Genomic DNA, 1,835 nt, shown 5'->3' with positions numbered 1-1,835 from the left:
CACTTCGTAAACAATTGAAAAGAAGGGCTACATTTGTAGAAGAAATATTAGAACAGCGATTTCAAAAAATCGCTACGTGGAAAAAGTCTGAGGGTGGTTTTTATATATGGATCAGGTTTCATGAACCTATTGTAAATAAGGCGCTATTTCTAAAGTTACTTAAACAAAATGTTTTGATCAATCCAGGTTATATATATGAACCAAACGATTTACGTCATATTCGTCTTTCATATTCCTATGCATCATTGGAAGAATTAAAAAAAGGATTAAATATTTTACTAGAACTAAGCCGGCATTAATTCTTATCTTAAATGCATTGGATACTCTATTTGTGTATTTTCCTAAAATATATATTTTTGTATAAAATCCATAAAAAGACATTAGTACCCCTTTATCAGACTGTATGGTTACTTCTATGTGTACAGAAAATTGTATGTTTCTGGACACGTTAATAGCGTTTATGAAATTATAAAAATTAATTAGAAATTTATTTTTATATCATATCCTTTCAATATAACTTGAAAGGAGAACACTATGAAAAAAGTATTTAAAGTATTAAAGAAAATATTTGTATTGGTAAGTGCATTTATCTTACTTGTATCATTATCGATTTTCATTTACCATAATTATCAATTAAGTAAAGAATCCGAATTCGTTAAAAGTGAGGGATCAATCGTTAAGTTTAATGATAAAAAAATAAATGTCTATAATGAGGGAGACAGCGAAGATACATATGTATTTATGGCTGGCTCTGGGATAGCTGCACCTGTTTATGAAATGAAAGGACTATATAGCAAGTTTTCAAAAGAAAATAAGATTGCTGTCATTGAAAGAGCTGGATATGGATATAGTGATATTTTTGATGATGATAGAGATATTGATACAGTATTAGAACAATCGAGACAAGCGCTAATTCAAAGTGGAAATAAACCGCCGTATATATTAATGCCACACTCTATATCAGGGATAGAAGCTATTTACTGGGCACAAAAATATCCAAGTGAAGTAAAAGCAATTATAGCTATAGATATTGGTTTACCTCATCAGTACGTAACGCATAAAATGAACCTTATTGATTCATTGACAATAAGAGGAATGAATTTGTTAACGAAAATTGGTTTCCATCGACTCGTTCCTTCTACTACTTATGACCCTGAAGTGATTCAGCAATCATTTTTAACTGAACAAGAGAAAGAAATTTTCAAAGCACTTTCCTATAAACAAATTTTTAATGATGATATGGTGCAAGAACTTTCACAGAGTTACGATAATGGTAAAAAATCTGTTGACTTACCAATGCCAAAAGAAACGCCTATTTTATTTTTAGATGCGATTGCTAATGAAAATAAAAACTCGAAATATACGAAACAAAAAAATAAAGATTATGAAGCGTTTGCTGAACAACTACTAATATCAGATGTCATAACCATTAAAGGTAAACATAGCATTTATTTATATGCGCCTGATGAGATATATAATCTTGCCATGGAATTTATCCATAAAAGAATTAAAAAGAATGAAAGGCCTACGTGATGAAAAGATATAATATTTTAATTGTTGAAGATGATTTGATGATTGGCGATTTATTGAAAAAAATTTTACAACGTGAAGAGTACAATGTATGTTGGGAAACAGATGGAAAGGGAATACTGGATTTAATTCATAAGATGGATTTAGTGGTTCTGGTGCAAAGATTTCATTTATTCGAAAGAAGTATATAGATTCCTAATGGAATCTATTCTTATGCAGCCATTCCGAATAGTTGATGAATAAACTTTATTTCATTTTGGACAGACTTGTCCCGTAAAATAAGTTGGCCTTTTTTAATGATATGC

The 1,835-nt window shown here is 29.8% G+C and carries 1 protein-coding gene and 3 pseudogenes; 3 read left to right on the top strand and 1 reads right to left on the bottom strand.

Annotated elements, in window-relative coordinates:
* The 3 genes and pseudogenes from CQ058_RS31245 to CQ058_RS31235 all read left to right on the top strand — a co-directional run.
* Positions 1 to 299: pseudogene (locus CQ058_RS31245) on the top strand (PLP-dependent aminotransferase family protein); the annotation flags it as partial.
* Positions 300 to 534: 235 nt separating this feature from the next.
* Positions 535 to 1,533, top strand: coding sequence for a hypothetical protein (locus CQ058_RS31240; RefSeq protein WP_105590269.1), 999 nt, complete (start codon positions 535 to 537; stop codon positions 1,531 to 1,533).
* A pseudogene (locus tag CQ058_RS31235) lies at positions 1,533 to 1,685 on the top strand (response regulator); the annotation flags it as partial. The gene CQ058_RS31240 and the pseudogene CQ058_RS31235, both read left to right, overlap by 1 nt.
* Positions 1,686 to 1,741: 56 nt before the next feature.
* On the opposite strand, the pseudogene CQ058_RS31230 reads toward CQ058_RS31235, so the two are convergent.
* A pseudogene (locus CQ058_RS31230) lies at positions 1,742 to 1,835 on the bottom strand (IS6 family transposase); the annotation flags it as partial.

The organism is Bacillus sp. MYb56 (assembly GCF_002976445.1).
Classification (GTDB): Bacteria; Bacillota; Bacilli; order Bacillales; family Bacillaceae_G; genus Bacillus_A; species Bacillus_A mycoides.
Note: the sequence above shows the minus strand (reverse complement) of the source record. Positions and strands in the feature narration are given on the sequence as shown.